This is a genomic window from Pseudomonas sp. REP124 (genome assembly GCF_020164475.1).
Classification (GTDB): domain Bacteria; phylum Pseudomonadota; class Gammaproteobacteria; order Pseudomonadales; family Pseudomonadaceae; genus Aquipseudomonas.
The window spans coordinates 26,138-49,342 of record NZ_JAIQWX010000012.1 but is presented as its reverse complement, the minus strand read 5'-3'; the positions used below and the strand labels follow the sequence as shown (position 1 = coordinate 49,342).

Sequence of the window (23,205 nt, the reverse complement as noted above, 5' to 3'; positions counted from 1 at the left end):
TTGTCCCCACCAGGGAACGAGGTAGACATCACATCAGTGTCCTGCGCTGCGCAGCGGTGCGATTGTATGAATGTGCGTAGTTGGAAAACCTGTGCGAGGAAAACCTGCAGATACGCACATTCATACAATCACTGCGTGCGACCGCACCGTGAAAATGTCCGCTCTCTCAAGCGTCCCCAGACAATGGGCACTCGATCAGGATCCGGATGAATGCGCGTCACTTACTGGCTGCTTTGGCTACTTCCCGTCACCAGTGCGGCAGCTCTGGCCGACGAACCCATGGCGTCAGGCTTTTTGGATGGATCGTCACTCAACCTGCTGAACCGCAACTTCTTCCTGCAAAGCGACTACCGATCCCCTACCCCGGCCAACCAGAGCTACAAGCAGGAGTGGGCCCAGGGTTTCATCGCTTCGTTCGCCTCCGGTTTTACCCCGGGCACTATCGGTTTCGGGGTCGATGCCCATGGTTTTTTCGGGGTGAAGCTCGACGGTGGCCAGGGACATGCCGGGACGGGGTTGCTGCCGCTGGATTCGGACGGGCGCAGTGACAGCAACTATTCCAGCGCCGGTGGCGCGGTGAAGCTGCGCACCTCGAAAACCACCCTGGCCTACGGCGAGATGATGGTGGAAACCCCGGTGTTCGACACCGCCGACAAGCGCCTGCAACCGGAATACGCCACGGGTTTTCTGCTCGACAGCCGCGAGCTGGACGATGTGCATGTGCAGGCCGGGCGTTTCACGGCGTTCAAGAATCAGGATGCCTCGACGAGCAAAGGAGATTTCACGGGTTACGGGGCGAGTACCGATACCGGCGGGATCAGCTTCCTAGGTGCGCAGTTGTTCGAAGATCAGCCGTTGGGTGGTGCGTTGTATGCCTCGCAGCTGAGCGAGACCTGGCGGCAGTACTACGCCAATCTGCACCTGAATCAGTCCGGGTTCTTTATTGATGGCAACGTCTACCACACCCGGGATTACGGCGAGGCGGCGGCCGGTGCAATCGATAACACGGCTTATAGCCTGTCGGGGAAATACAAGTTCGGCGCCCATGGCTTCACCCTGGCCTATCAGAAGATCCACGGTGATACGCCGTTCGATTTTGTCGGGGGCGACTCGATCTATCTGGCCAACTCGATCAAGTACGCCGACTTCAACGGCCCTGGCGAGCGTTCGTGGCAGGCGCGTTACGATCTGGATATGAGTGTGTTCGGCGTTCCCGGCCTGACGTTCATGACGCGCTATGTCACCGGTCGCGGCATCAATGGTACTCATGCGCCTCAGGGTGGCGCGTACAACCCGTTCGATCCGGATACCGGCCAGTTCGTGCCGCAGCAAGGGGATGGCGGACGCCATTGGGAGCGAGATATCGATCTGCACTATGTCGTGCAGTCGGGTCCGGCGAAGAATCTGTCGATGAAGCTGTCCCACGTGACTCATCGCGCCAACAGCGCCCAGGCCGGGGATGACATTGACCGGATCTACATCGTCCTCGAGTACCCCCTCAGTTGGGGGCACTTTTGAACCGGGTCAGGCGAGTTTGATAACCCCACCCTGAATCTCGTCCCGCGCCATGCGCAGGTCGGTGGCGTCCTGGTTGAGCTGGTGAATCAAATTGAACAGCCGTTGCCGCAACACCTCGTCCTTGAGCTGTTCAGTTGCACGCATCACATCCAGCGCCGCGGTTTCATTGTTGCTGGCGACGGAGTCGAGCAGTTTGCGCATGCTTCTCGATGGCCGATTCATCGTGGATCCCTTCTGATTTGGTGGAGCGGATGATACGGGGGCTTTGTTGCGTCTATGTTTCAAACCACCAACCCCGCAAACACCCTAAAACCCTGTAGGAGCGAGGCTTGCCCGCGAAGGCGTCAGGCCTGCCAGCATAGATGTTGAATGTGCCGGCCTCTTCGCGGGCAAGCCCGCTCCCACAGGTTTCTTTGTCGTCCACAAATCCTGCGAACACCCCACCCCCCTGTAGGAGCGAGGCTTGCCCGCGAAGGCGTCAGGCCTGCCGGCATCGATGTTGAATGTGCCGGCCTCTTCGCGAGCAAGCTCGGCCCCTACAGGGGTAGGTGTAAGCCTGTCAGCCCGCCACGCTCTCGCGAATCAGCTTTTTGTTGATCTTGCCAACGCTGGTCTTCGGGATTTCGCTGACGAATTTGAACTGCTTGGGGATGGCCCATTTATTGATGCGGCCGCCGTCGACGAAGGCTTGCAGGTGGGCTTCGAGCAGTTTGCGGTCCAGGTATTGGCCGGCTTCGCACACCACCATGGCCATCGGGCGTTCGCCCCATTGTTCGTCGGCGATGCCGACCACCGCCACCGACATCACCGCCGGGTGTTCGCTGATCAGGCTTTCCAGTTCCAGGGAGCTGATCCACTCGCCGCCGGTCTTGATCACGTCCTTGATCCGGTCCTTGATTTCCACGCAGCCCTGCGGGTCGATCGAGGCCATGTCGCCAGTGTGCAGCCAGCCGCCGTCCCAAAGCTCCGCGCCCTTGCCCTGCTCCTTCAGGTAACCCTGGGTCAGCCACGGTGAGCGCACCACGATTTCGCCCAGGGACTCGCCGTCGTGGGCGACATCCTGGCCATTGGCGTCGATGATTTTCAGGTCGACCATCGGGATCGGCGTGCCGGTCTTGATCCGCGTCGGCAGTTGCTCCGCCATCGGCTTTTCCAAGTCCTCATCACGCAAATAGGTCAGGCACAGCAGCGGACAGGTCTCCGACATGCCATAACCGGCATGCATCACCATGCCCCGGCCGCTGGCTTCGCTGGCAATGCCCAAAGGCAACGCGCTGCCGCCGATGAGAATCTTCCAGCCGTCGAAACGCCCCTTCTTGCCCTCTTCGCAGTTGAGGATCATCTGCAAAATGGTCGGCACGCAGTGGGAGAAACTGACCTTCTCCTCGCGATACAGGCGCACCAGGCTGTTGGGTTCGTAACGCCCCGGATAAACCTGCTTGAGCCCCAGCAGGGTCGCGACATACGGTACACCCCAGGCATGCACGTGGAACATCGGCGTGATCGGCATGTACACGTCATCCGAGCGCAGCAGCGGCTGGCCCTGATACACGCCCAGAGTGCCGACGGCGTTCAGGGTGTGCAGCACCAGTTGCCGGTGGGTGAAGTACACGCCCTTCGGATCTCCGGTGGTGCCGGTGGTGTAGAACAGCGTCGCCACCGAGTTTTCGTCGAAATCCGGGAACTCGTACTGGTCCGACGCCTCGGCCAGCAGCGCCTCGTACTCGCCGATCACCGGCAGCGAGGCATCGGCTGCGACGTTGTCGCTCAGCTGGACGAAGCCCTTCACCGTGGTCAGCCGATCCTGGATCTGCTCCACCAATGGCAGGAAGTCGTCATGCACCAGCACCAGGTCGTCCTCGGCGTGGTTCATGGTGAACAGCACCTGCTCCGGCGACAAACGAATGTTCACCGTATGCAGCACCGCGCCAATCATCGGCACAGCAAAGAAGCATTCCAGGTAGCGATGGCTGTCCCAGTCGAGCAAGGCCACGGTGTCGCCGGCCTTGACCCCGGCCGCCGTCAGCGCGTTGGCCAGGCGGCGGATGCGCTGGTTGAGCGTCTGGTAGCTGTAGCGCAGCTTGTCGGCGTAGACGATTTCCCGGCCCGGCTCATAACGCACGCCGGACAGCAGCAATTGCTTGATCAGCAAGGGATAGGCGTAGGCGCCTTCGGCGGGCGGAATTATTTTTGTCGCCATCATCAATAGTTTCCTTGTTCTTTAGAACTGGTCGGCTTGCAGCGCGAAGAGGCAGTCGCTACCGGCCTTAGCCGATGCGCTCAGCGAATGGATACGCGGCAGCAGTCGTGCGAAGTAGAAGCGCGCGGTGGCCAGCTTGCTGGTGTAGAAATCGTCCGAAGAATCGGCAACCAAGGCTGCCCCCACCATCTGCGCCCACATGTAGGCGTAGGCGGTGTAGCCGAACACGTGCAGGTACTCCACCGACGCCGCGCCGATTTCATTTGGGTTGTGCTGGGCGCGGTCGAGCAGCCAGCCGGTCAGTTCGTCGAGAACGTCCACGGCAGCGTTCAGCGGCTTGGTGAACTCGGCAAGCTCGGCATCGGCGTTAGCAGTGAAATTGCGGATTTCCGAAGCGAACAGACGGTAAAGCGCCCCGCCGCTGCCGACGATCTTGCGCCCGGCCAGGTCCAGGGACTGGATGCCGTTGGTGCCTTCGTAGATCTGGGTGATGCGCACGTCGCGCACCAGTTGCTCCTGGCCCCACTCGCGTATGTAGCCGTGGCCGCCGAAGACCATCTGCCCGTGCAGAGTGGTTTCCAGGCCCATGTCGGTGAGGAACGCCTTGGCCACCGGGGTCAGCAGCGCCACCAGTTCCTGGGCGCGGTTGCGGGCTGTGACATCTTCGCTGTACTTGGCGGTGTCCAGTTGCAGCGCGACGTAGCTGGAGAACGCGCGACCACCTTCGTTCAGGGCCTTCATGGTCAGCAGCATGCGGCGCACGTCCGGGTGGACGATGATCGGGTCGGCCGCCTTGTCCTTGTTCTGCGCGCCGGTGGGCGCACGGCTCTGGATGCGATCCTGGGCATAGGCCAGAGCGTTCTGATAGGAACGCTCACCCTGGGCCAGGCCCTGAATGCCGACGCCCAGGCGCTCGTAATTCATCATGGTGAACATCGCCGCCAGGCCCTTGTTCGGTGCGTCGACGATCCAGCCGGTGGCGCCGTCGAAGTTCATCACGCAGGTGGCCGAGGCCTTGATACCCATCTTGTGTTCAATAGAACCGCAGGACAGTGCATTGCGCTCGCCCAGGGAACCGTCGGCATTGACCAGCACCTTCGGCACCAGAAACAGCGATATACCCTTGGGTCCCGCCGGTGCATCCGGCAGGCGCGCCAGCACCAGGTGGATGATGTTCTCGGTCAAGTCCTGCTCGCCGCCGGTGATGAAGATCTTGCTGCCGCTGAGTTTGTAGCTGCCGTCGGCCTGGGGCTCGGCGCGGGTGCGGATCATGCCCAGGTCGGTGCCGGCGTGGGCTTCGGTCAGGCACATGGAACCGGTCCAGGTGCCGGCGTACATGTTCGGCAGGTAAGCGGCCTTGAGCTCTTCGCTGGCGTGGGCGTTGATCGACAGGCAGGCGCCCGCCGTCAGCATCGGGTACAGGCCGAACGACAGGCTGGCCGCGTTGACCATTTCCTCGACCTGCGCCGAGATCGCCTTGGGCATGCCCATGCCGCCGTAGTGCGGATCACCGCCGACACCGACCCAGCCACCTTCGGCGAAAGCCTGATACGCCTGGGCAAAACCTTGCGGCGCGTTGACGGTGTCCGGGCTCCAGGTGCAGCCCTGTTCGTCGCTCGGGCGGTTCAACGGTGCGATGACCTCGCCTGCGATCTTACCGGCCTCTTCGAGGATCGCGGCCGCGGTGTCTTCGTCGATCACCTCGGCCAGGCGGGGCATTTGCGCCCACAGCCGGGAGACCTGGAAAACCTCGTTGAGTACGAAGCGCATGTCGCGCAGGGGAGCTTTGTAGTCAGACATTGTTGGCTTACTCGGAAGTGGTCAGGGCATGCGGTACGCCCGGACGTTCAGTGGTTTCAATGTTTTGTGGTGTTGCAACGGCATCGGTCGCAGGCACCCGCTCGCGCAGCAGGAAGTACGACAGGGCCGGGATCAGGATCAGTGCGCCGAGCATGTTCCACAGGAACATGAAGGTCAGCAGGATGCCCATGTCGGCCTGGAACTTGATCGGCGACCAGACCCAGCACACCACGCCCGCCGCCAGGGTGATGCCCACCAGCCCGACCACCCGGCCGGTGAAGGAGACTGCATTGCGATAGGCCTGGGACAGCGGCAGACCCTGGCGCTGGAAGTGCAATTGCACGCTGAGCAGGTACAAGGCGTAGTCGACGCCGATCCCCACGCCGAGGGCGATCACCGGCAGGGTCGCGACTTTCACGCCGATGCCCATGGCGACCATCAGCGCTTCGCAGAGGATCGAGGTCAGCACCAGCGGCAGCAGCGCCACCAGGGTTGCGCGCCAGCTGCGGAAGGTGATCAGGCAGAACAGCGTCACTGCGGCGTACACGTACAGCAGCATGGTGTGATTGGCTTCGCGCACCACGATGTTGGTCGCCGCCTCGATCCCGGCACTGCCGGCCGCCAACAGGAACTGCCGGTCAGGGGTGCTGTTTTCACGGGCGAACTTGTCGGCAATCGCCACCACGGCGTCGAGGGTCTCGGCCTTGTGGTCCTTGAGGAAGGTGATGACCGGCATCACCGAGCAATCGGTGTTGAACAGTTCCGGCGAGTTCACCGAAGCCTGCTGGGCGGCGTAGTTCAGCACGTCCTGGTTGCGCTGGATGCTGTTGAGCTTGGGGTTGCCCTCGTAAGTGCCGGCGGTGATCTGCCGTACCGCGTTGACCAGCGAAGCCGTCGCCTGCACGCCCGGATACTGTTGCAGCTCCCAGGCCAGGCGATCGGCGAGGATCAGGGTTTTGTAGTTCAGGCAGCCTTCGGGCGCGGTCTTGATCATCACCGCGAACAGGTCGCTGGACAGCGCGTAGTGGCTGGTGATGTAGGCGTTGTCGCGGTTGTAGCGCGAGTCGGCACGCAGCTCCGGCGCCCCGCTTTCCAGGTCGCCGATCTTCAGGTTCTGGCTGACCATGAAGCCGCCAACGCCCATCAGCGTCGCCACCAGCACGGCGCCTGTGGCCCACTTGGCGCCGGTAAAGCGGTCGAGCAGGTCCCAGAGTTTGCCGAAGCCTTTGCTCTTCTCGGCACGGGTATCGATTTTCAGTGCGCGCTCGGCGGCCTTGGCGCCGACGCCGATATAGGACAGCGCCACCGGCATCAGCAGCAGCGAAGTGAAGATCAGTACCGCGACACCGATACTGGCGGTGATCGCCAGGTCCTGGATCACCGGGATGTCGATCAGCATCAGCACCGCAAAACCCACGGCGTCGGCCAGCAGCGCGGTTACGCCGGCGATGAACAGACGGCGGAAGGTGTAGCGCGCGGCGATCAGCTTGTGGGTGCCACGGGCGATGTCCTGCATGATGCCGTTCATCTTCTGCGCGGCATGGGACACGCCGATGGCGAAGATCAGGAATGGCACCAGCACCGAGTACGGATCGATGGCATAACCCAGCCATGCGACGATGCCCAGTTGCCAGACCACCGCGATCAGCGAGCAGCCGACCACCAGCAGGGTGCTGCGTACGCAATGGGTGTAGGCGTAGATGATCACCAGCGAGGTCACCACGGCCAGGCCGAAGAACATCATCACCTGGATCAGGCCGTCGATCAGGTCGCCCATCAGCTTGGCGAAACCGATCACCCGCACCTTGTACTGACCCTTGCCCTCCTCCCCGGCCTTGCGCGCCGAAGCGTCACCGCCAAACTCGATCTTGTCGCGCAACTGCTCCTCGAGCATCTGCGAAAAGGCGTGATAGTTGATCGGTTTGCCACCGGCGGCGGCCTTGTCCAGCAGCGGCACCACCAGCATGCTCGACTTGAAGTCGCTGGCGACAAGACTGCCCACCAGGCCCGCGCGGGCGATGTTCTGCCGCAGTTGTTCGATTTGTTCAGGCTTGCCCGCATAGGTGTCGGGCATCACCGGGCCGCCCTGGAAGCCGTCCTCGGTGACTTCGGTCCAGCGTACGCCCGGGCTCCACAGCGATTTCATCCAGGCGCGGTCGACACCTTCGCTCAGGAACAGCTGGTCGTTGACCTGCTTGAGCACGTCCAGGTAACCGGGGTCGAAAATATCGCCCTGGGTGTTTTCCACCACCACCCGCACCGAATTGCCCAGGCCGCGCAGGGAGGCGCGGTTTTCCAGGAAGTTCTGGATGTAGGGCTGGCTCTGGGGAATCATTTTTTCGAAGCTGGGACGCAGCTCCAGGCGCGTGGCCGCCATGTAGCCCAGCAGCACCGTGGTCAGCGCCATCAGCAGCATGAACAGCGGGCGGAAGTTGAATACCAGGCGTTCGAGGATGTTGCCGGAGCGCTGGTCGAAATCCCGCAGATCGCGGATCACCGGCATGGCGTCTTGTTTGATATTGCCCATGTCTGGGTTCTCGCTCTTAGGGTTCGAGGGCTGGCGGGACGGCCAGAGTGCGGGCGCCACGGCTTCCCGCCAGCACCAACTGGCCGTCGGCGGACTGAGTGGCACCGGCCACCGGAGACGGTGCCGGTTGCTGCACCAGTCGCAATTGCTCGCCCGTGCCCTGGCTGACCAGCATCTGCCCGCCCTGGGTGAACAGGCGGTAGTTGCCGGCGGCATCGACCAGGCCGGCGGTGATGCTGATGTGCAGGCCGGTGTCGAGCGCGGTCCAGTTCTGGCCGCCGTCGGTGCTGCGCAATACGTTGCCGCGCAGGCCGTAGACCAGCACTTCGCCAGGCTTGCCGAGCACGCCGAAGAAACTGCCCTGATAAGGCGTCGGCACGGCGACGAAGCGCTGGGCGCTTTCGTCCCATTTGAGCAACAGGCCCTGCTCGCCGGCGATGTACAGCGCATCGCCCGTGGAGGCGATGGCGTTGAGGTGGAAACCCTGGGGGTTGTCGGTGCGATCCTGGAACGGCGTCCAGCTCTGGCCGCCGTCTTCGGTGCGCAGGATCAGATTGAAAACGCCCACGACGTAGCCGACTTTGTCGTTGGCGAACCAGACATCCAGCAGCGGTTTGTCCGCGCCCTGATCGACAAGTCGTTGGCCTTCCGTGGCCAACTGGGGCCATTGCTCGTTGTTCGGCTCGGCCTTGGCCAGGTCCGAGTAATGCTTGACCAGCAACGCGCCGATCTGGCGACCGTCCAGTTGCCGGGTCCAGGTCGCGCCGGCGTCGCTGCTGTGCAGCACCACGCCGTCGTTGCCCACCGCCCAGCCTTGGCTGGCGGTCGGGAACGTCACGGCGGTGAGGTCGGCACTGACCGGCACGGAGGCCTGCTGCCAGTGCTGGCCGGAATCATCGGAAAACAGAATGTGGCCACGCTGGCCGACGCCGATCACCCGCGAACCTGCGCGGGTCATGCCGGACAACGGGCTGTTGATCGCGAGGGCGCTGGTTTTGGCCGGCAGGTCCAGTACGTCGACGTAATCGGCGGCAAAGCTGACGCTCTGCAATACGCTCAATACGACGCCACAGGCCAGCTGCAAGTAATTATTTTTATATGAACACATACCGCGTCCTCTTCGGAAAACCGCGTCGGGACACAGGTGCGTGTACCCGACGTTCAAACGGCGCGCGCGCTTTGCCGCAAGGCCCGCCGTCTTGTGGACGGAGGACCCTGTGAGCGCACTGTGTAGCGGGTGTTTTAGCGAATACCGGCGCCAGCCAGGGATTCGGAAGACCACTGGGCCTTGGAGAGCGGATCGGTGTACTTGATGCCGCCGTACGGGCCGACCACACCGTTGATGTTGTAGGAGCCACCGACCAGGTCATAGATCATGAACGGGGTGGAGTCCGGCACCTGCTTGTCGTAGCTCTGGCTCAGGAAGGCGAACGAACCACGGTAGAGCTGACCACGGGCGTCATACTGGTCGGAGGCCAGAGCGGTCCAGCTGTCTTCGTCGAGGTAGAAGCGACGCTTGGCGTAGATGTGACGGGCGCCGGCCTTGAGGGTGCCTTCGACGACCCACACGCGGTGTTTTTCCCAGCGCACGAAGTCCGGAGCCAGGTGGTTGGCGGTGGTCAGCAACTTCGGATCCTGGGCGTAGGTCAGCTTGTAGGTGTTGTAGGGCACGATCATTTCCTGCTTGCCCACCAGCTTCCAGTCGTAGCGGTCCAGCGCACCGTTGAACACGAACACGTCGTCGTAGGTGCCGGCGCCTGCGGTGCCCGGGTTAGGCGTGTCGTAGGCCAGGCTCGGTGCCAGTTTCACCCGACGCTGACCGGGCAGGTATTGCCAGGCGCGGCGCGGTTGCTGCAGCGGGTTGGCGGCGTCCTTGAGCATCACCGCTTCACCGGCGCGGCGCGCAGGGCCGGTGTAGGCCAGCTTCATCTGGTAGTAGACGTCGGCGCTGCTGATCGGCTGCGTCAGGTTTTCGTAGATCGGATAGGAAATGAAAGCCTGCCCGGTGATCGCCAGGCTCGGCACGCCGGCAGAGTCAACGTTCCAGGAGTCGTACTTGGAGCTGATGCTGACGCCCTGATAACGCAGCAGGAAGTTCCACATCGCTTCGTTGCCCGTTTGCGGAATCGGGAACGGCACGCCCGGCAGCACGTTGTCGATGGCCAGACCGTTTTCCAGAGACTTGGCGCCGCTGGCGTTCTTCACGCCGTTATCGAGAATCGCCTGAGGCAGCGAAACGGTACGGTGAGTCGGGTACACGTCGACGCGGAACGTCGGGAAACGCTTGGCCAGTTCCACGGTGGTCGCGGTCAGCAGGCTCTTGTACTGATCGACGTTCTTGCCGTCGATCGACACCAGCGGCTTTTCACTGGCGAACGGATCCGGACGCATGCTGTCGCCGGACTTGTAGCTGGCCGGCGGGGTGGTCAGGCCACCGTTGTAGGCCGGGATCGAACCATCGGCGTTGCCGGCTTTTTCGGCGCCGACCAGGGTCAGGCTGCTACCCAGTTTGGCAGCATCCTGGGGGGACACGGCGGCCAGTGCCTGGCCGGCAAAAATCAGGGCGAGCGATGTGGGCAATACGGTTTGAGCAAATTTCATCTTGATATTCTCCTGCTTGCGTCGAGCAAATCAGTGGTGAATCAAAAAGTGGTTTTCATCGTCAGGTACAGGGCGCCGCGGTCCTCGGTGGTGGCACCGCCACCGGAGAAGGACGAGTAGCCGCCGGCGTAGCAGGCATAGTTTTCGTTGCCGCTGAAAGCGTTCGGGGTCGAACCGTCACCGCCAGTCGGGCCGGTGCTGACACCGCTGACGTTGCACTTGTCGGTCTTGCCGAAGGAATCCACGTATTTCAGATCGACGAAATATTTGTTGTACACAACGGCCCCCAGGCCCACTGCGTAGTTGCCGGTGTCCTTGGCACCGCCACCGGAAACCGGTGACACGCCGTCCAGACCGACGTTGATGGACATGGGTGCGTTGAGATCCACGCCCGGGAACACCTGGTACCAGGTCGGGGTGAAGTTGATTGCCAGTCCCCAGTTGTCGCGAGTCGGCTGGTCAATGCCGCGATAGCTGTCCTTGCCTTTGTAGAGCGCCTCGTTTTTGCTATCGAGTTTGAGAAGGTTGCTGTAGTAGAGCTCGGCGAGCACGGTCGCCTGATCGAAAACCGGGGTCTTCGGCAGGGTCATCAGGCCGTTGATGGTCCAGTGCAGGGTGTCACCGGTGGCGGCCATGGCATCACCCTTCTGCGGGGTGTCATACACGATGCCGGTGGCGGCGGTACGGGCCGGCAGCAGGCCCAGACCCTGGCCCAATCCCAATGGGCTGTTGGTGCTGACGATCGCCGGAATACTGGCCAGCGGCATGTTGTGGCGCACGTTCAGGTCCGAACCCACGCTCACTCCGCCCACGTCTTTGGACAGGCTCAGGCCGACGATCTTGATGTTGTCGGCATAGGCCAGTTGATAGGTGGCGGTGCTCAGGGAGTTCAGCGTGTTGACCACTGCCGGGACCTGGCCTGCCGGGCGCGTGCCGTTGGCATTGGCCGAGCTGATGCCACGGGCGTCCAGCCAGGCTTGCGGGAGAATCTCCGAGGTTTCGCGGTAGTAAACGCCAAGGGTGCCGTCCAGCCACGCCGGCGACCACTTGGCCATGATGCCCCAGTCGCCACGCTTGTCCGGCGTCAGGTCGTGGCCGCGACGTACGTTGGTCAGCGCATTGCACGGCGCCAGGCCGCAGCCCAGAGGACTGCCAGGCACGACAGCATTAGTGTTACCCAGCAGGAACGACTGCGCGCCGAAACCGACCAGGTCGGAACCGCCGTAGTAGGTGCCGGCTTCTGGTAAGCGAGCGGCGTCCCAGTCGAGAAAGTACTGCGCACCGATGGTCAACTCGGGGTTGACGGTGAAAGACATCGACAGCTGGTTACGTGGAACGAACAGTTCCTTGGCTTCGGTGCCCGGCGACGCGGCCAGTTTGGCCAGGTCCAGACCCGACTGGCCGTAGCTCATCGAATGCACAGGGTTGAGGATGGTTTCGCCCCAGAACACGTTGTGCTGGCCAGCCTTGACGCTGAGCATCGACTCCTCGCCCACTTCGGTGCTGTAGAACACGAAGGCATCGAGGATTTCGCCAGACGGGCCGGTGTAGTAGCGCTGGGCATAGTTGCTCAGGTGCGGGCTGCCGTTGCCGACGTTGTCATTGGTGACCGGCGCCAGGCGCGGGTCGTTGGCTACAAGACCTGAGGTCGAGCCATTGCCGTTGACGAACGGGTTGGAGTTGGAGCCGGTGTTCTCGTAGGCCTTGTCGTACCAGCTGGCGGCGCTGACGCGAAAGCCCATGGCGTTCTGGTAGACAACGTCCATTTCGGTCAACAGGTCGATACGGTTGGTGATGTTGGTACCGGCCTTACGGAAGTTGTAGTCGCCGTCGTTGTTGTTCGGCGTTCCCAACATGCGTTTGTCCGCGCTTTCGGTGCGCACGCCGTAGTTGTACTTGATGGTGTTGTCGACACGCATCGTCCAGTCCGGATTCCCCGTATCGATCTCGACTGCCTGCACTACCGGAGTAAAGGCAGCGGGCATGATGGCGGCCAGGATGGCCGACGCCAGCAGGCTGTAGCGTGGAGCGGTGAAGCCGTGACTCTTGTTGTTGTGCATTGCGTTGTCTCCGCCTTTTTCTATTTGTTTTAAGCGCAGCCGCCCTCTCGCAAGCCTCTTGTGAGCCTGCGTTTTCAGGAATGAGGGCAATGGCCGGTTGCGTGTTGCCGGACCGGCTCCTGTATTAGCGATCCAGCTCCAGGATGAGCGCCTCGGCTTGCTGCCATGGGCCAAATCCTGCGGCCGGATTGAGATGGCCGACGTCGCCCAGATCGAGCAAATCGGCGCCCCAGTTTTCCGCCATGCGCGTGGCGGCGGTGAAACTGGCCAGGTGATCGTTGGTGCTGGCGGCCACGATGCTCGGGAACGGCAGCGGACCTTGGGGAAGTGGATTCCAGCCCTGGCTTTTCAGGGTGTCGGAAGACGGATAGTTGGACGGCCAGACCGCATCGAGGTCCGGCGGCGCGGCCAGCAAGGCGCCCTTGATCGGACGGCTGTACTGCGCGGCCCAGTGGGCGACCATCAATACGCCGGCGCTGTGGGCGACCAGAATCACCGGGCCGTCGATCTGCTCGAGCTCATGCTGGATCGCACGAACGCGCGCGCCACAGTCGAGCTTGTCGGTTTCCAGCGGCGGCACACTGCGTACTTTTTCGAGCTTCGCCTCAAGCAACGTTTGCCAATGTTCGGCAACGTGCTCGCGCAGGCCCGGTACGATCAGAACGGTTGCGGCAGTTTGCAGTTTGTCCACGTCTACACCTTCGCTATCACGGTGAATCGGCTGACTCGGTGGTCAGCGCTTTCTTGTAGTACCGACATTAAAGACCCCCCACCCCGGGCGCTTTTCATTGGACGTCAGGCACTTTTCTTTTCATGACAAATGGGCATTGGCCATCGCTGTGCTACCGTTGATCAAGAAATCCCACGGTTGCCGTGCAGGCCGCTGTAATCAATGGGTGCAGCTCGATCGAGGCGTCTGGGACGGGTGATTTTCGGCCGTTCGCAACGACCGTCGGCGGCGAATTCGCAACTGTTCAATCGATGATGTGCTGGCTATAGTCGCCACGCTTGTTTCCACCGCAATTGGCCCGGGAAAGACCATCGCATGACCAAGCTTGTACGCGCCGCTGTGTTGACCAACTACCTGGAGGTCACTCAGTACCTGTCGTTCAACCCGCGTGATGTATTGGCGGGCGTCGGCCTGAGCAAGGCCCAGCTGCAAGCGCCCGAACACCGCATTTCCATCGATGCCGCCGTGCGTCTGCTGGAAGATTCGGCCGCCGCCAGTGGCTGCCAGAACTTCGGCCTGAGCATGGCCGAGTCGCGGCAATTGTCGGATTTCGGCGTGGTCAGTCTGTTGCTCAGTCACCAGCGCACCTTGCGCGAGGCATTGCAGGTGGTGGTCAACTATCGGCACCTGATGAACGACTCATTGGCGATCTTCATCGAAGAAGCCGGCAAGATGGTGATCATTCGCGAAGAGGTGGTCACCGAATCACCAATGCCCAGCCGCCAGGCCACGGAGCTGGCGCTGGGGGTGATGTTCCGCCTGTGCTCTGCCCTGCTCGGCTCGCACTGGCATCCTTACAGTGTCAATTTCACCCATCAGGCGCCGGAGAATCTGCAGCTGCATCGGCGGTTGTTTGGTTGCACGCTGGAGTTTGGCAGCGAGTTCAATGGCATCGTGTGTTCGGATGCGAGTCTGGACATGACCAATCCCAATGCGGATCCGGCCATGGCGCGGTATGCGCAGAGTTATCTTGATTCGCTGCAGAGTAATGAAGGCGCTTCGATGTTGTTCGAGGTGCGTAAGGCTATTTATCTGCTGCTGCCGATGGGGCGTGCCACGATTGAGCAGGTGGCGCAGAGTCAGGGGATGAATGTGCGGACTTTGCAGCGGCGGTTGAAGGATGATGGTTGTGCGTTTAACGATGTGATCAATGATGTGCGGCGGGATCTGGTGTTGCGGTATCTGGATAATCCGAACTACTCGCTCAGCCGGATCGCCGATATGCTCGGGTATTCCATGGCCAGTTCGTTTACCCGCTGGTTCATCAGCCAGTTCGGCATGCCTCCGGCGGCTTGGCGGGCATCGCATAAGCAGGGCAAGCCCTCTACCCCACCGGACCTGTAGGAGCGAGGCTTGCTCGCGAAGGCGTCCTCGCGACCAACCCTTTTTTTGCGGATGTACCCCGAACTGTGGGAGCGGGCTTGCTCGCGAAGGCGGCCTCGCAGCCAACCTGATTTTTGCGGGTGTACCCCTGACCCATTGTGGGAGCGAGCCTGCTCGCGAGCTTTTTGGTTGTGTACATATCCATTGCTGCGGTAACGGCCGCTAATGGTTCCGCTCTTACAGCGGGTCACTTGGAAAAGCGCCAAGTAACCAAGCGCTTTTATCCCCTGACGTCCGGTGCCTCGCCTAGGCTCGGCATTCCCTCGCTCCGGTCCTGCTCCGTGGGCCCGCCGCCATCGGCCATCCATGGCCGGGGGCGGCTAACCCGGCATCCATGCCGGGTTGCCCACTGCGCAGAACCTGCGCTCGGCCTTCCGACGGGGCACCTCAAAATCAAAAGCCAAAGCAAAGCAAAAGCGAGGCGGCCTACCGGCCGGCCTGGCTGTGGTTTCGTGTAGCAGCCGAGCTTGCTCGCGATGAAGGTCGGGATGCCGCGGGGCATCAGGTAGCCAGCGTTATCGTTGAACACCATCGCGAGCAAGCTAGCTCCTACAGTGATTTGGTGTGGATCACAGATCTTGTGTTCACCACAAAACCTGTGGGAGCTGGCTTGCCAGCGATGGCGGCCTAGTAGCCGACCTGGTTTCCCGGGTGTACCCCAAACCAAATGTGGGAGCGGGCTTGCTCGCGAATACGGTGTGTCATTCAACAGTGATGTCGCCTGACACGGCCTCTTCGCGAGCAAGCCCGCTCCCACAGGTGTTATGTGTCGGTCACAAAATTGGTGAACGACGCGATCACTGTAGGAGCCGAGCTTGCTCGCGATGCACGAGAGAACACCACGGGGCATCAGGTAGCCAGCGTTATCGTTAACGACCATCGCGGGCAAGCCACGCTCCCACAGGGGGAACGCGTGCGCTTCAAGGACCAGGTCGGCTTTCAGGCCGCCTCGGCTTGGCGGTGTACGCCCCCTCGAGAGGCCGAGTGGAGGTTCTGCGCAGTGGGCACCGCGGCAAGGATGCCGCGGTAGCCGCCCCCGGCCATGGATGGCCGATGGCGGCGGGCCCACGGAGCAGGACCGGAAGGAGGGCATGCCGAGCCACAGCGAGGCACCGAACGTCAGGGGCATGAGCGCTTTGGTTACTTTCGCGCTTTTCGAAAGTGACCCGCTGTAAGAGCGGAACCATAAGTGGCCGTTACCGCAGCAATGGATATGTACACGACCAAAAAAGCTCGCGAGCAGGCTCGCTCCCACAATGGTTCGGTGTACATCAGGAAGAATTGGGCTGTCTGTGAGGCCGTCTTCGCGAGCAAGCCCGCTCCCACAGTGGTTCGGTGTACATCAGGAATAAAGTAGTTGGCGACCCGACGCCTTCGCGGGCAAGCCTCACTCCTACGGGTCCGATATCCAGGCAAAAAAAAACGGCAACTGCTGGTACAGTCGCCGCGAAAAGCCGGTGTTTTCAGGCACCGGCCGTCGACCGCAACACGTCAGGAGTCAACGTGCTGCAGCCCTGCCACTATCGTCAGGCCCCCCAATGCAGCAACAGCAACACCAGAACAACCAAGAACACAGTCTCCCCCACCATCAACAAAATCGGCTTGATCCCCACCGACGCCAGCTCTTTCAGCCGGGTCTTCATCCCCAGAGCACTGATGGAAATCACCAGGCACCAACGCGACAATTCATTCACTGCACTCTGAACCGCCGGGACCACCCAACCGGTGCTGTTGATGCAGGCCAATATCAGAAAGCCCACGGCGAACCAAGGCAGCAACGGCGGCCGCTTGCCGGTCGGGTCAGCGCCCTGCATACGGGTAATCATGGCGGCGGTGACGATCACCGGCAGCAACATGGCAACACGCATCAGCTTGACCACCGTGGCCGTGTCGCCGGTCTCGGTGGACATGCTGTAACCCGCACCCACCACCTGGGCCACATCGTGAATGGTCGCGCCGAGGAACACCCCCGCCAGTTGCGGCGACAGGTGCAGCCAGTTGGCGATCATCGGGTAGACGATCATCGCCATCGTCGACAGCGCAGAGACGCCGATCACAGTAAACAACGTCGCGCGCTCTTTCTGCGGATGATTGGGCAGTGCCGCCGCCAGCGCCAGGGCCGCGGAAGCGCCGCAGATGGCCGTCGCGCCGCCGGTGAGCATGCCGAACAGGCGCTGGAAGCCCAGGGCCTTGGCCGCGATCACCGACACGCCGATGGTCACCACCACCAGAATCACCACCAGCGCAATCGGCTTCCAGCCCAGCGCCGCCATCTGTTCCAGGGTGATGCGCATGCCCAGCAACGCCACGCCAATGCGCAGCACCGTGCGCGCGGTGAATTCGACGCCGGCCTTGCACGCACCGTCATCGGCTAGAAAATTCAAGGCCATGCCCAGCAGCAAGGCAAACAGCATGACCGGCGCACCGTAGTGCTCGGACAGAAACGAGGCGGCGGCGGCCACGATCAGGCTGACGATAAACCCCGGTGCCAGTTCGCGCGTGCGACTGTGGATACGGGTCAGGGCAATGGCGCTCATGGCGCGGACTCCTCTGAAGCGATGACGATAAACGCCTGGTCGTCGATGATCTCGACCGGGTAGTTGTTGACCTTCACCAGATTGGAATTGAGCAGATAACCGCTGCGCAGATCGAACCGCAGACCGTGGGCGCAACACTGAATCACCCTGCCCTCAAGGCGCCCGCCACACAGCGAGGCGCCCTGATGCGGGCAGCTGTCGTCGATGACGTACAGCTCACCGTCGACGTTGAACAACGCCAGGCTCTTGTCATCGAATTCGAACAGCGCCCGGCCACCGGCCGGCGGGAATTTGCCCGCCGGTACGGGAATGCGCCGGGTCATGCTGTCTGCCGCTCGCGCTCGCCTTCCTTGAGCGCTTCGTTCATTGCCCCGAGCAACGCCTGGGCCGGTTGCGCGCCCACCACGGTCAGGCGGCAATCGAACTGAAAGCTCGGCACGCCACTGGTCCCGCCGGGGAAACCGTCGAAGGGTGTGGCATCGCCCTTCAGGCAGTCGGTCACGACCTGCGGATCGATACCGCAGGAACGTGCGATGTCGAGCAAGGTTTCACGGTCGCCCAGGTCTTCGCCCTTCTGGAAATAGGCAGCGAAAAGACGCTCCAGCAAAACGTCACGCTGCACGCCATTGCCCTGGGTGCTGATCCGCTCCATCAACCGATGGGCATCGGCCGTGTTAGGCATCGTCGCAATGTTAGTAAGGTCGATCTTCAACCCCACCGACGCGGCCGCCTGCTGAACCTGGGCCTGACGCATCGTCACCGCGTCGGCATTGCCCAGACGCTTGCGGTAGAACTCGGCGAAGGGTTCGCCCTGCACCGGAATCTGCGGCAGCAACTGCACGCCATGCCACATCGTGGTGATCTGCACATCCGGGTGACGGCTGCGAAACTGCACCTGGGCATGCTCCAGTTGACGCTTGCCGATCAGGCACCAGGGGCAAATGAAATCGAAAAACACATCAATACGTAAACGACGACTCACAACTTCACCTCGAGCCCGGCTTCACCAACAGGGTCAGACACGCTCTGACCCTGAATCCGGGCAATATCTTTGTGGTAATGACACTTGGCGTAGAAGAACACCGCCGCGGCAGCGAGGCTGACCAGCGGCACCAGCTGGAAGGCCGCATGCAGACCGATCAGGTCGGACAACTTGCCGGTCAGGAACGGTCCGGGCGCCAGGCCCAGCATGTTGTTGGCCAGGGTCAGCGTGGCGAACGCCGTGCCGTGGACCGAGTAATGGGTCAGGTTGGCAACCATCGCGCCCGCAGGTCCGGTAGTGCCGGCGGCAATCAGCATGCCCAGGCAGATCAGCAGCAGTTGCACAGGCCCCGCCGGCAAGGCGAACGCGGCCGACAACAGCAGGCAACTGCCCAGGCAGTAGGCGATTGCCAGCGCCACCTTGCGCTCCGGCGAGTTGCGGCACAGACGGTCGCTGAGCATGCCGCACAGGATCATCCCCGCACCGCTACACAGCACGATGATTGCCGCGACGCCGCCCGCCTTGTCCGTGGTCATCTCGTAATAGCGATTGAGGTAGCTGGGCATCCACACGATCACCGTACCGCCGACGAACAGTTGCAGACCGCTGCCGATATAGGTGGCAATCACCGACTTGCTCGACCACAGGGTGCGCAAAGGACGCTTGACCGCGGCAGTCGCCGTGTCCACCACGCGCTTGGGCGCAATCCTGGCTTCCTTGACGATGATCGGGTACAGCGCCGCCAGCACCAGGCCGAACAACGACATCCCGGCAAACGACCAGCGCCAGCCCAGCTTGGCGGCAATCGCGCCGCCCAGGGCCATGCCAAGCACCGAACCGAACATGCCGCCGGCCATGAACGCGCTGGCCAGGGTCGCGCGCATGTGTTTGGGGAACACCGAAATCACCACGGCGATGCCGACACTGCCGTAGGCGGCCTCGCCGACGCCGACCATGAAGCGGGCGATGAACATCTGCTGGTAGTCCTGGGCCAACGCGCAACCCAGGGTCGCCACGCTCCAGAGCATGGCCATCAGCGCCAGGCTCTTGACCCGGCCGAAACGATCAGCCAGCAACGACAGCGGGAACGTCAGCAGCCCGACCATCAGCGCGACGATGCCGCTGAGCAGGCCCAGCTGACCGTCGCTCAGGGCCCATTCGCCCTTGAGCAGCGGGAATACCGCGTTCAGCACCTGACGCGACATGTAATCGGAAATCAACAGACCGAACGTCAGAGCGAAGACGATCCAGGCATACGGACGCGTAACAGCGACGGCACCGTCGTCATCGCCACCAGCGATTGGGTGAAAGGCCATTCAGCCTCCTCGAAACCTAGTTTTATTGTTGTTATCGAGCTTGTTTTGGCGATTGGGGCGAGAAGTCACGGCTTCTCGCTTCCAATCTTTCGATCAGCCGCGCTGCGGCACGCCCTTCTGCCCCGCCTTGCGGTTGGGGGCCATGCCGTTGGCCAGCAGGGTTTCTTCGATGCTGTTGTACTTCACACCGATGCGGTAGATCTCGCGGGCTTCTTTGCCGGTGGCGATTTCGCGACCCAGTTCGTGGGCGATGCGCACGGTCTGCTTGATCTGGTCGACCGAACCGAAACGGTCGCCCTTGTGATCAATGATAGTGTCCTCGTTGCCCACTCGCGGGTGCAGCCCCATGGCCATGGACATGGTGTTGAACGGCATGACGTTCTTGAGCAGCGATTCGCTGGTCAGGGTGCAACCGTCCGGCGCGCGGTGGATGAAATTGAAGAAGTTGAACGGGTTCGGGCCGTCGAAACCGCCGCCGATGCCGATCCAGGTCAGGTTCAGCGGGCCCATGTACACGCCACGGCGCACCAGGCGCTCGAGGGTTTCCAGGGCGTGCATGCCGGTCAACTGGAAGTGCGGCTGGATGTTGTTGTCCATCAGGCGCTTGAGGTGCTCGGCCACCCAGGCCGGACCCGCCGGTACGGTCATTTCGCTGTAGGCGGCATGCACCATCGGGTTATCCAGGGAAGTGCCCTTGAGGTACTCCGGATACAGCAGCTCCATGATGTTCATCTGGGTGGTGTTGATCGCCACGGTGACCTGATCCGGTTTTGGCGTCAGCTCGGCCAGCATGTGGCGAGTGTCGTCCGACAGCCACTTGGCCGCTTCGCCTTCGCTTTCCGGAGCGAAGGAGATCGAACCGCCGACCTGGATGATCATGTCCGGCACGGCTTCACGCACACCGGCGATCAGTTCGTTGAACTTGGACAGGCGCTTGGAACCCTTGCCGTCCAGTTCACGCACGTGCAGGTGCAGCACGGTGGCGCCGGCTTCGTAGCAGTCGACCGCTTTCTGCACCTGCTCGTCCATGGTCAGCGGGATGTCTTCCGGGAAGTCTTCCGGCATCCACTCGGGGCCGTACGGGGCCACGGTGATGACCACCTTTTCCATGTTTTCCGGGTGCAGGGAATCGTCAAAAAATTGCATGGTGTACTCCAGTTCTTATGATTGTCCCGTCCGCCCGGGGTCGTGCCGGGCAGACGTATTTATGAGTGCGGATGCAGAAAGGTCGGATCAGTAGGTCTTGTCACCGATGATCCCGGCGCGCTCCATCTTGCGATGGCACGGCGGGTAGTCCATGACGGCGTAATGCTGGGTGCTGCGGTTGTCCCAGATGGCGATGCTGTTGGGTTTCCAGCGCCAGCGCACTTGGTACTCCGGGATGTAGGCCTGGCTGATCAGGTAACGCAACAAGTCGCTGGCACCCGGGTTGGCGTCCTGGCCGAAGCGCACCCGGTCAGGGGTGTGGTAGTTGCTGAAATGGGTGGTGAAGGCGTTGACGAACAGCACTTTTTCACCGGTTTCCGGGTGCGTGCGCACCACCGGGTGCTCGGCGTCCGGGTACATGGCCTTGAGTGCCAGGCGCTTCTCGATCGGCATGGCCGCGCCAAAGCTGGCTTCGATGCTGTGACGGGCGCGCAGGTCGGCGATCTTCAGCTTCACGTCGTCCGGCAGATTGGCGTACGCCTGGACCATGTTGGTCCACATGGTGTCGCCGCCCACCGGCGGGCATTCCACGCAACGCAGCACGCAGCCCATGGGCGGCGCCTCGCGCCAGGTGGCGTCGGTGTGCCAGGCGTTTTCGTAGCGGTCCATCGGCTGGTCGGGGTTCTTGTAGATGCGCACCAGGCCCGGGTGATCCGGATCGCTGCCGGCCACCGGATGGTCTTCCAGCTCGCCGAACCGGCGGGCGAAGGCCACGTGCTCGGCGCGGCTGATGTCCTGATCGCGCAGGAACAACACCCGGTGCTTGAGCAACTGGGCACGAATCTCGGCGAAAAGACCATCGTCGTGGACCGCGTCGGCGAGGTTCACGCCGATCAGTTCCGCGCCGATGTTGCAGGTCAATTGTTCGACTTTCATGGCAGGCAAACTCCCTTAAATGACGAAAATCGAGGAGCCGGTGGTCTTGCGCGATTCCAGGTCACGGTGAGCCTGGACGGCGTCCTGCAAAGCGTAGTGCTGGTTGATCTCGATCTTGATCCGGCCGCTGCCGACGTGATCGAACAGCTCGCCGGCCAGGGCGGCTTTTTCCGCAGGGTCGGCGATGTAGTCGGCCAGTGCCGGACGGGTCATGTACAGCGAGCCTTTCATCGCCAGCATCACCGGGTCGAAGGCCGGGATCGGACCGGACGCAGTGCCGACGCAGACCAGCAGGCCGCGGCGCTTGAGCGAATCCAGCGAGCCCATGAAGGTGTTCTTGCCGACGCTGTCGAACACCACGTTCACGCCGACGCCGTCAGTCAGTTCGCGTACGCGCTGGGCGACGTCTTCGTGGCTGTAGTTGATGAAGTGGTCGCAGCCGTGGGCCTTGGCGATTTCGCCCTTGGCGTCGCTGGAAACGGTGCCGATGACGTTCAGGCCGAGCAATTTGGCCCATTGCGAAACGATCAGGCCGACACCGCCGGCCGCGGCGTGCAGCAAGATGCTGTCGCCGGCCTTGAAGTCGTAGATGCGGCGCATCAGGTACGAGGACGTCAGGCCGCGCATGGTCATGGCCGCGGCGGTCTCGAAGCTGATGGTTTCCGGCAGCTTGATCAGCGGCGCGGCCGGGATCAGGCGCTCGGTGCTGTAGGCGCCCAGGGTGTTGAGGAAACCGGTGTAGGTGACACGGTCGCCGACCTGAACATTGGTCACGCCCTCGCCGATGGCCTGGACCACGCCGGACGCTTCGACACCCATGCCGTTGGGCATCGGGATCGGGTAGGTGCCGTTACGAAAGTAGGTGTCGGCATAGTTCAGGCCAACGGCTACATGACGAAGACGAACCTGGCCCGGACCGGGTTCGCCGACTTCGACATCTTCATAACGAAGTACTTCGGGACCACCGGTTTCGTAAAAGCGTACGGCTTTGGCCATTTTGTTGTTTCCCCAGTCAGCATTATTGTCGGGTGCGTCGAATTGCGCTGATTGGAATGTAGGACTCCGCCCCTTGGGTCGCTTCTCATCAGACGACAATGGCTTTTCATTTCATGACAGCAGGCGTTTTCATGGGCTGGCCTCTTCGCGGGCAAGCCTCGCTCCTACAGGGGTATGGGTCGATCACAGGTTTCGCGAACACCGCAAAAACCTGTGGGAGCGGGCTTGCTCGCGAAGGCGTCAGGCCAGCCAGCATTGATGTCGAATGTGCCGGCCTCTTCGCGAGCAAGCCCGCTCCCACAGGGTTCCGTGTCGATCGCAAGGCCTGTGAGCGACATAAAAACCTGTGGGAGCGTGGCTTGCCCGCGAAGGCGTCGGTTCGGCCTACATCAATGTCGAATCTGCTGATTTTCATCGGCTTCCAACGCGGTTAGCGCTGCGCAAGCTTTGTGTCTACGCTTCTGTTCGGGGAG

Annotated in this window: 17 protein-coding genes; 2 read left to right on the top strand and 15 right to left on the bottom strand. The window is 62.1% G+C overall.

From position 1 onward, the window contains the following. Nucleotides 1–210 precede the first annotated feature (210 nt). Nucleotides 211–1,518: an OprD family porin gene (locus tag K9857_RS05215; protein ID WP_224533793.1), complete on the top strand. Its 1,308-nt coding sequence runs from the start codon at nucleotides 211–213 to the stop codon at nucleotides 1,516–1,518. Nucleotides 1,519–1,524: 6 nt separating this feature from the next. On the opposite strand, the gene K9857_RS05210 is transcribed toward K9857_RS05215, so the two are convergent. The 8 genes from K9857_RS05210 to K9857_RS05175 all read right to left on the bottom strand — a co-directional run bounded on the left by K9857_RS05210 (nucleotide 1,525) and on the right by K9857_RS05175 (nucleotide 13,397). Next, nucleotides 1,525–1,740, bottom strand: coding sequence for a hypothetical protein (locus K9857_RS05210; RefSeq protein ID WP_224533792.1), 216 nt, complete (start codon nucleotides 1,738–1,740; stop codon nucleotides 1,525–1,527). A 337-nt stretch (nucleotides 1,741–2,077) separates the two neighbouring features. Next, nucleotides 2,078–3,721: a fatty acid--CoA ligase gene (locus tag K9857_RS05205; protein WP_224533791.1), complete on the bottom strand. Its 1,644-nt coding sequence runs from the start codon at nucleotides 3,719–3,721 to the stop codon at nucleotides 2,078–2,080. 18 nt (nucleotides 3,722–3,739) lie between these two features. Beyond that, entirely contained in the window at nucleotides 3,740–5,518 is a 1,779-nt protein-coding gene (locus K9857_RS05200) for an acyl-CoA dehydrogenase C-terminal domain-containing protein (protein ID WP_224533790.1), read from the bottom strand. 7 nt (nucleotides 5,519–5,525) lie between these two features. Next, nucleotides 5,526–8,045, bottom strand: coding sequence for an efflux RND transporter permease subunit (locus K9857_RS05195; RefSeq protein ID WP_224533789.1), 2,520 nt, complete (start codon nucleotides 8,043–8,045; stop codon nucleotides 5,526–5,528). Between the two features lie 16 nt (nucleotides 8,046–8,061). Then, entirely contained in the window at nucleotides 8,062–9,153 is a 1,092-nt protein-coding gene (locus tag K9857_RS05190; RefSeq protein WP_224533788.1) for a WD40/YVTN/BNR-like repeat-containing protein, read from the bottom strand. A 134-nt stretch (nucleotides 9,154–9,287) separates the two neighbouring features. Beyond that, the gene (locus K9857_RS05185; protein ID WP_224533787.1) at nucleotides 9,288–10,646 is read right to left on the bottom strand and encodes a DUF1329 domain-containing protein; all 1,359 of its coding nucleotides are present in this window, start codon (nucleotides 10,644–10,646) and stop codon (nucleotides 9,288–9,290) included. Between the two features lie 41 nt (nucleotides 10,647–10,687). Continuing rightward, nucleotides 10,688–12,706, bottom strand: a complete 2,019-nt coding sequence (locus K9857_RS05180) for a DUF1302 domain-containing protein (protein WP_224533786.1) — start codon at nucleotides 12,704–12,706, stop codon at nucleotides 10,688–10,690. A 124-nt stretch (nucleotides 12,707–12,830) separates the two neighbouring features. Next, complete coding sequence (locus K9857_RS05175) at nucleotides 12,831–13,397, bottom strand: RBBP9/YdeN family alpha/beta hydrolase (protein ID WP_224533785.1); 567 nt, start codon at nucleotides 13,395–13,397, stop codon at nucleotides 12,831–12,833. A 354-nt stretch (nucleotides 13,398–13,751) separates the two neighbouring features. Here K9857_RS05175 and K9857_RS05170 point away from each other — a divergent pair, with 354 nt between their 5' ends. Continuing rightward, nucleotides 13,752–14,780: an AraC family transcriptional regulator gene (locus tag K9857_RS05170; RefSeq protein ID WP_224533784.1), complete on the top strand. Its 1,029-nt coding sequence runs from the start codon at nucleotides 13,752–13,754 to the stop codon at nucleotides 14,778–14,780. Between the two features lie 1,565 nt (nucleotides 14,781–16,345). Here K9857_RS05170 and K9857_RS05165 read toward each other — a convergent pair. The 7 genes from K9857_RS05165 to K9857_RS05135 form a co-directional block, all read right to left on the bottom strand. Then, nucleotides 16,346–17,356, bottom strand: a complete 1,011-nt coding sequence (locus tag K9857_RS05165) for a YeiH family protein (protein WP_224533783.1) — start codon at nucleotides 17,354–17,356, stop codon at nucleotides 16,346–16,348. Beyond that, the gene (locus tag K9857_RS05160; protein WP_224533782.1) at nucleotides 17,353–17,679 is read right to left on the bottom strand and encodes a Rieske (2Fe-2S) protein; all 327 of its coding nucleotides are present in this window, start codon (nucleotides 17,677–17,679) and stop codon (nucleotides 17,353–17,355) included. Before K9857_RS05160 ends, K9857_RS05165 begins: the two co-directional genes overlap by 4 nt. Next, the gene (locus tag K9857_RS05155; protein WP_224533781.1) at nucleotides 17,676–18,338 is read right to left on the bottom strand and encodes a DsbA family oxidoreductase; all 663 of its coding nucleotides are present in this window, start codon (nucleotides 18,336–18,338) and stop codon (nucleotides 17,676–17,678) included. Before K9857_RS05155 ends, K9857_RS05160 begins: the two co-directional genes overlap by 4 nt. Further along, nucleotides 18,335–19,654: an MFS transporter gene (locus K9857_RS05150; RefSeq protein ID WP_224533780.1), complete on the bottom strand. Its 1,320-nt coding sequence runs from the start codon at nucleotides 19,652–19,654 to the stop codon at nucleotides 18,335–18,337. Before K9857_RS05150 ends, K9857_RS05155 begins: the two co-directional genes overlap by 4 nt. A 93-nt stretch (nucleotides 19,655–19,747) precedes the next feature. Continuing rightward, entirely contained in the window at nucleotides 19,748–20,800 is a 1,053-nt protein-coding gene (locus K9857_RS05145) for a 3-keto-5-aminohexanoate cleavage protein (protein WP_224533779.1), read from the bottom strand. A gap of 87 nt (nucleotides 20,801–20,887) precedes the next feature. Then, nucleotides 20,888–21,736: a TauD/TfdA dioxygenase family protein gene (locus K9857_RS05140; protein WP_224533778.1), complete on the bottom strand. Its 849-nt coding sequence runs from the start codon at nucleotides 21,734–21,736 to the stop codon at nucleotides 20,888–20,890. A gap of 15 nt (nucleotides 21,737–21,751) precedes the next feature. After that, on the bottom strand, nucleotides 21,752–22,732 hold the full coding sequence (locus K9857_RS05135; protein ID WP_224533777.1) for a quinone oxidoreductase family protein: 981 nt from the start codon (nucleotides 22,730–22,732) through the stop codon (nucleotides 21,752–21,754). Between the last annotated feature and the right edge of the window lie 473 nt (nucleotides 22,733–23,205).

What these genes read in the sequence shown, in the direction of transcription:
- K9857_RS05165 (WP_224533783.1), bottom strand. Translation starts at nt 17,356, where the DNA reads ATGAGCGCCATTGCCCTGACCCGTATCCACAGTCGCACGCGCGAACTG.
- K9857_RS05195 (WP_224533789.1), bottom strand. Translation starts at nt 8,045, where the DNA reads ATGGGCAATATCAAACAAGACGCCATGCCGGTGATCCGCGATCTGCGG.
- K9857_RS05140 (WP_224533778.1), bottom strand. Translation starts at nt 21,736, where the DNA reads ATGAAAGTCGAACAATTGACCTGCAACATCGGCGCGGAACTGATCGGC.
- K9857_RS05150 (WP_224533780.1), bottom strand. Translation starts at nt 19,654, where the DNA reads ATGGCCTTTCACCCAATCGCTGGTGGCGATGACGACGGTGCCGTCGCT.
- K9857_RS05185 (WP_224533787.1), bottom strand. Translation starts at nt 10,646, where the DNA reads ATGAAATTTGCTCAAACCGTATTGCCCACATCGCTCGCCCTGATTTTT.
- K9857_RS05170 (WP_224533784.1), top strand. Translation starts at nt 13,752, where the DNA reads ATGACCAAGCTTGTACGCGCCGCTGTGTTGACCAACTACCTGGAGGTC.
- K9857_RS05190 (WP_224533788.1), bottom strand. Translation starts at nt 9,153, where the DNA reads ATGTGTTCATATAAAAATAATTACTTGCAGCTGGCCTGTGGCGTCGTA.
- K9857_RS05210 (WP_224533792.1), bottom strand. Translation starts at nt 1,740, where the DNA reads ATGAATCGGCCATCGAGAAGCATGCGCAAACTGCTCGACTCCGTCGCC.
- K9857_RS05145 (WP_224533779.1), bottom strand. Translation starts at nt 20,800, where the DNA reads ATGCAATTTTTTGACGATTCCCTGCACCCGGAAAACATGGAAAAGGTG.
- K9857_RS05215 (WP_224533793.1), top strand. Translation starts at nt 211, where the DNA reads ATGCGCGTCACTTACTGGCTGCTTTGGCTACTTCCCGTCACCAGTGCG.
- K9857_RS05180 (WP_224533786.1), bottom strand. Translation starts at nt 12,706, where the DNA reads ATGCACAACAACAAGAGTCACGGCTTCACCGCTCCACGCTACAGCCTG.
- K9857_RS05135 (WP_224533777.1), bottom strand. Translation starts at nt 22,732, where the DNA reads ATGGCCAAAGCCGTACGCTTTTACGAAACCGGTGGTCCCGAAGTACTT.
- K9857_RS05160 (WP_224533782.1), bottom strand. Translation starts at nt 17,679, where the DNA reads ATGACCCGGCGCATTCCCGTACCGGCGGGCAAATTCCCGCCGGCCGGT.
- K9857_RS05200 (WP_224533790.1), bottom strand. Translation starts at nt 5,518, where the DNA reads ATGTCTGACTACAAAGCTCCCCTGCGCGACATGCGCTTCGTACTCAAC.
- K9857_RS05205 (WP_224533791.1), bottom strand. Translation starts at nt 3,721, where the DNA reads ATGATGGCGACAAAAATAATTCCGCCCGCCGAAGGCGCCTACGCCTAT.